Annotated in this window: 3 protein-coding genes; all 3 read right to left on the bottom strand. The window is 38.9% G+C overall.

Annotation, left to right across the window (positions count from 1 at the left end; all coding sequences use genetic code 11):
• Positions 1–73 precede the first annotated feature (73 nt).
• On the bottom strand, positions 74–1,483 hold the full coding sequence (locus tag E1171_RS09675; protein ID WP_155205802.1) for an alanine/glycine:cation symporter family protein: 1,410 nt from the start codon (positions 1,481–1,483) through the stop codon (positions 74–76).
• A gap of 181 nt (positions 1,484–1,664) precedes the next feature.
• Positions 1,665–5,102 (bottom strand): efflux RND transporter permease subunit, encoded by a 3,438-nt coding sequence (locus tag E1171_RS09680; RefSeq protein ID WP_187696368.1) that lies wholly within the window; start codon positions 5,100–5,102, stop codon positions 1,665–1,667.
• A 32-nt stretch (positions 5,103–5,134) separates the two neighbouring features.
• On the bottom strand, positions 5,135–6,286 hold a 1,152-nt coding region (locus tag E1171_RS09685), incomplete at its 5' end, for an efflux RND transporter periplasmic adaptor subunit (RefSeq protein WP_222931458.1).

A 6,286-nucleotide genomic window follows, 5' to 3' on the forward strand; every position in this document is an offset into this window, starting at 1 on the left:
ATTAAGCATTTCTCTTTTTAGATTATAAGGTAAAGTTTTTTGGGAGCATCTTTGGCTGAAAAACATCTTCGCCTTAGCTTTTCACAAACACCCTTTTCTTTTGCATTGGAATTAATTCCCCATCTCTTTGTTTTGCAAAATACACTTTAGCTGCCTTCATTACCTTAGGAGAAAGGAGCAACGTTGAAATCATGGTAGGCACAGCCATTAGAGCAAACATTCCATCAATTAAACTGAGCACGGCAGTAATAGAAGAAACCGCACCGATCACTATACAAACCACATGAAAATGGTTATAAAATCGCCCAAAACGAACATTAGTTACGTATGAAAGGCATTTGGTTCCATAATAAGAATAGGCAAATAGAGAAGTAATAGCAAAAATAGAAACACAACTAAGCAACAAATATGAACCTATTCCGGGCATGGCCATCTCAAAAGCTTTTAAAGTCATGCTTACTCCCGAAACTGAACCATCTTGCCATGCGCCAGTAACTAAAATAGCTAAGGCAGTAAGGGTACAAACCACTAAGGTATCAATGGCAGGCCCCAACATGGCCACTAAACCTTCCCGTACCGGCTCTGTAGTTTTGGCAGCACCATGCGCCATGGGAGCAGTTCCAATTCCGGCTTCATTGGAAAATGCCGCTCTTCTGATTCCTGCTACAATGATTGCCCCTACAGCACCACCAAGCATGGCCTTTGCAGAAAAAGCATCTTCAAAAATGAGCACAAAAGTAGAAGGCACAAGTTCAATATTAACAAAGAGGATATATGCCACACAAAGTAAATACAAGACCACCATGGCAGGTACTAATTTGGATGCCACCTGAGCAATTCGCTTAATTCCTCCGAAAACCACTAATGAAACTAAAACCAATAAAGAAAGACCAATGGTGATATCAAGGCCAAAGCTACGAGCAGACACTACGCCTGAATTAATAAATAAAACATCACGAAGCAGTTGAGTCAATTGATTGGCATTAAAAAGCGGGGAGGCTCCAAAAATTCCTGCCAGACAAAAGAAAAGAGCTAAAGGTTTCCATTTCTTACCCAATCCTTCCTCAATAACATACATGGGACCACCTTGAACTTGACCTTCGGAATCCTTTCCTCTGAACATTACAGCCAGAGTACAGGTAAAAAACTTGGTAGCCATACCAATAAAAGCACTCATCCACATCCAAAAAAGAACACCTGGCCCTCCCAAGGCAATAGCAACGGCCACTCCACTAATATTACCCATGCCGATAGTAGATGCCAATGCAGAAGATAGTGCCTGAAAATGGCTAACATCCCCCGGATCATCGGGGTTATCAAATTTTCCTCTCAGAACATCCACAGCATGTTTAAAATAACGAAAAGGTAAAAATCGGGAATACAGGGTAAGAAAAATCCCTCCTCCTACCAACAAGAATAAAAGAGGATAGCCCCAGGCATGATTTCCAAATGCCACTAAAAGTTGTTCAACGGTCTTCCACATAGCTTCTGCTAAAAATATTATTTAGACTTAAATAACGCAAAATCCTGTAAAATAATGGAAAGAATGCTAATTTCCAACCAGCCAATTATAGGGTTAATAAAAATCAATATTACTCCTAAAATAGTAAAGACAAGGCAAGCCTTGTCTTTACAGTCTTTCACAAAAATTAATTCAAATAAACTTACGCCCCCACTTCCACTTTCTGTTTTTCAGCAACTTTTACAGGCTTAAACTTCAACACCAATCTATCTGATAAATAGTACATAATCGGTACTACCACCAAAGTTAAGAAAGTGGCAAAAGTCAACCCAAAGATCACTGTCCAAGCCATTGGCCCCCAGAAAGAGGCACTATCTCCTCCAGAATAATATTGAGGATCAAGATCCGTAAATAAAGTAATAAAATTAAAGTTTATTCCCAATGCCATTGGAAGCAATCCTAAAATTGTTGTAATGGCAGTCAGCATTACTGGTCTAAGCCTGGTTTTACCAGCTTCAATAATGGAAGCTTTCAAATCGGGAATAGATAAGCGTTCATCTTCATGAAGCCCCTGTTGCTCCCTTTTACGGCTTCGCACCAAATTGGTATAATCAATTAATACAATGGCATTGTTTACCACAACCCCAGCCAATGAGATGATACCGATACCGGTCATTAACACCACAAATTCCATATTAAATGTAACAAGCCCCATGAATACCCCTATGGTACTCAGTAAAACAGAACACATAATAATAAAAGGAGAAATGACCGAATTAAACTGAGCAACAATTACAAAAAAGATCAACATGACGGCAATACCCAATGCCCTGCCTAGAAAAGCAGATGTCTCAGCCTGATCTTCCTGCTCTCCCGTAAATTTAAAATCATAACCTGGAGGCACTTTATAATCCTTAAGCAACGTCTTTAATTGACCAACCACTTCATTGGCATTATATCCCCCCTCCAAATTTGAGTAGAGTGTTACCACCCGATCCAGGTTTTTTCGCTTAATCAAACCAATTGTGGAACCATATTTCACATTCGTCACCGCCGCTACAGGAATATGTTTTTCCTCTCCTTTATTATTACGGAAGAAAATTTTATGATTCATTAATTGATCAGGATCATAACGATATTTATCCATCAATCTCACCTGAATTTTATACTGGTCATCTCCTTCCTTGTATTTGGAAGCTTCATTTCCAAAAAGAGCAGTTCTCAGTTCCATGGCAATTTTTCCGGTTGATAAACCATACCTTCTGGCTGCATCCCGGTCAATCTGAATTGCCATTTCAGGTTTATCGTTTTGTAAATCCGATTGTAAATTCTCAATCCCTCGAATCCCCGATTCATTGATCAAGCGCTTCATATCCTGAGAGATTCTAATCAATGTAGGATAATCCTCCCCACTAATTTCCAGGTTAATTGGTTTCCCTTGAGAAGGCCCAATTTTATCTTTATCTACGCTAATATCCACTCCCGGGTAACCAGTTAAGGCCTGTCTTACTTCCTCTAAGATCATACTGGTTTCTACTCCATTTCTCAACTCAAAATCTACAAAGGAAATAGAAATACTTGATTTATTCGGAGTGGCTCCTAACACCGGCGGCTGAATAGAAGGGTCAGAGGCCCCCATTCCCACATGGGTTACCATAGATTCAATCATAAACTGATATGGTTCCAGGATCTTGGCTACCTTTTTCTCAATCTCTTTAGTAAAATCATTGGTATTGTCCAGATCCACATTTAACGGCTTTTCAATATAAATATTCACCGCATTTGGTGGGTTATCCGGCATGAAACTGCTCTTCGGAGACTTTACTACCAACAAAAATATAGAGAAAATCAACAACAGGAATGTGCCGAAAAAGACAAAAATAGGATTATACTTTTTCAGGGCAAAAGTAATGAAACGATAATAAGCACCCTCTAATATTGGTAATAATCTATCTTGAAACCAGTTAGAAACCGGCGTCAAAAAGAATACATTAACAGGAATAAGAAGGGCAAAAAAGACCAATAAGTTTCCAAAAGTCAATGATTTGGCGAAATAGCAAAGAATTCCTATAGCCAATAATACCGCTGCAGCCACCATCATTCGCTTCTTATTTGGCTTTACATCCGCATGAGGTTTCATGTAAATAGCAGTGATAACCGGATTAATCACCAGGGCTACAAACAAAGAAGAACTTAATACGACAGTCAGCGTCAATGGTAGATAAAACATAAATTGTCCCATAATGTCCGGCCAAAACATTAGAGGAAAAAATGCAGCCAGAGTGGTTGCCGTTGAAGCGATAATAGGCCAGGCCACTTCCCCTACCCCCTCTATGGCAGCACGTACAGGTTTATAGCCTTCCTCTTCCACTAAACGGTAAATATTTTCTACCACCACAATACCATTATCAACCAGCATTCCAAGAGCCAATACCAATCCGAACAAACTCATCATGTTCAGACTTATTCCTAAAAAGTTAAGTACAATAAAGGAAAGGAACATAGACATTGGAATAGCCACACCCACAAAAAGGGCATTTCTTGCTCCCATAAAGAAAAGAAGCACTAACACTACAAGAATAACCCCGGTAATAATGTTGTTTTCGAGGTTTTCTACACTTTTCCGTGTTTTATCCGATTGATCATTGGTTATGGATATTTTCAAATCTGCCGGAAATAAACCAGTTTGAGCTTCATCAATTATTTCACGAATTTTATCAGAAGCTTCGATCAAATTAGCTCCATCGGTTTTCACAATAGCTAAAGATGCTACTGGTAATTGGTCCTGACGGGCATAACTTTGACGATCATCGTATCCATTTGTTACTGTTCCAATATCTCTTAGGTAAACTGCTTTGCCACTATTGTTTCGGATAACAATATCTTTGATCTTTTCCGGATCTTTGTATTCCCCATCAATTCGTAGGGAATTATTGAACCCACCACTACGGATGTTACCTCCCGACATGGTGATGTTTTCATTCGCAATAGCCTGGTTGACATCTTCAAAATTAATTTGAGCTGCCTCCATTTTAAACATGTCCAGATCTACCCGGATCTGCCGTGCTTGCAAACCGCTTACATCCACCCGGTTAATTTCTCCCATTTTCTCTATCTCATCCTTCAAATAATCCGAATAGACCTTTAATTCCTTATCATTAAAATCCCCCGAAAGGTTGATATACATGATAGGCATATCAGAGAAACTGATTTGCTGAACATTGGGATCCTGATCCAGATCGTCTGGTAAATCGATTTTAGCTTTATCAACAGCATCTTTAGTGTCAATTAATGCTTTTGTCAAATCTACGGTAGGATAAAATTCAACAGTAATAATAGAGTAATCCTGCATTGAATTGGAAAGGATCTCCTTAACCCCATCCAATGCTTTTAATTGCTGTTCAATAGGACGGGTTACTAAGTTTTCTATATCTACCGGAGAGTTGCCAGGATATGGGGTGTTAATAAGCATTTTGGGCACCACAATATCAGGAAAGTTCTCTCTTGGTAATGTCTGAAAGGAGTAAAAGCCCATCAACACAACCATGATGATAAGCACCACCACACTAATACGGTTTTTAACCGACATGGTAGTTAACCCAAACTTTCTTACGCTTTTGTTCTCTTCTTTATTCTCCATATTATTCATTCAAAAAATTTAGAGATCGGTGTTTACAAGGATTTTTTGGTGGCAAATTTCGTTTTGGAGCCATTTTCCACTTGCCTTGAACCATCGTTAATTAACTGTTCTCCACCTTTCAAACCTTTTATGATTCGGGTCATATTATTGTATTGAGAACCTTTGGTTATATAGACCTTTTTAGCAGTGTTTTTTTGATTAATGAAGACATAATCTCCTTCATCATCATACTGAATAAGGTGAGACGGAACAACTATGGCATTATCATGATGTTCGTCCCTTACTTTTAAGTATGCTACCTCATTGGCCTTAATAGCACCCCCTAAATCTGGCATTTTCGCTTCCAAAAGGAAGGTACGATTCACCTGATCGATTACTTGCCCTACAGATCGGATTTCAGAGTCAACAGTCTTGTTTAAAGACGGAAAGGTGAGTTGCACAAAGTTACCTTTGTCAAAATTACCGACATAGGTCTCTGAAATATCTGCCCGTACATACATTTGATTTAAACCAATTATATGCACCAAAGAAGCTCCTGGAGAAGCCAATTGTCCCACTTTAGCAGGCACATCGTCTACCGTACCACTAAAGGGTGCCCGAACAATAGTTTGTTCTAATTGAGCATTAAGAGTTGAGAGTTTTCTCACCAGGGCATCTCGATTATTTTTGGCTTGTAGAAATTGCATTTCAGTACCTATATTTTGCTTCCAAAGCCTTTCTTGTCTTTCAAAAGTCGTCTCGGCCAACTCCAAAGAGGTTTTCAATTCTGCAATACTATTTCGCAGGATAGAACCATCAAGAGTCAACAATTTTTGTCCTTTTGCTACCTTTTGGCCTTCCACCACATAAATTTTTTCAATGATTCCACCAATTTCTGGTGATACCATCACATTCAGGTCAGATTCTACATTCCCTCTAAAGCTCATAAAATGATCATAAGGTTGAGGGTTGACTTTCAGTGTAGTAATCAACACTTTCTTCACCAAAGAAGCAGCAAATTCCGGGTCTTCCTTAGCCAATTCCGTTTCCAGTTCATGAATTTTATTGACGAGGTCTCTTTCTTCCTTCCTGAATTCTTCGAGCATCGCCTTTTTATCATTCAGGTCCTTTGAACCACAGCCGGCCAAAATCAAAAATGCCGATAAAATGAGATAATTTGCTTTTTTCATATCTTTTATAAAATC

It is taken from the genome of Xanthovirga aplysinae (assembly GCF_009711365.1).
In the GTDB taxonomy this organism is placed as follows: domain Bacteria; phylum Bacteroidota; class Bacteroidia; order Cytophagales; family Cyclobacteriaceae; genus Xanthovirga; species Xanthovirga aplysinae.

Coding starts and splice junctions, on each gene's coding strand:
- E1171_RS09675 (WP_155205802.1), bottom strand. CDS start 1,483: ATGTGGAAGACCGTTGAACAACTTTTAGTGGCATTTGGAAATCATGCC.
- E1171_RS09680 (WP_187696368.1), bottom strand. CDS start 5,102: ATGGAGAATAAAGAAGAGAACAAAAGCGTAAGAAAGTTTGGGTTAACT.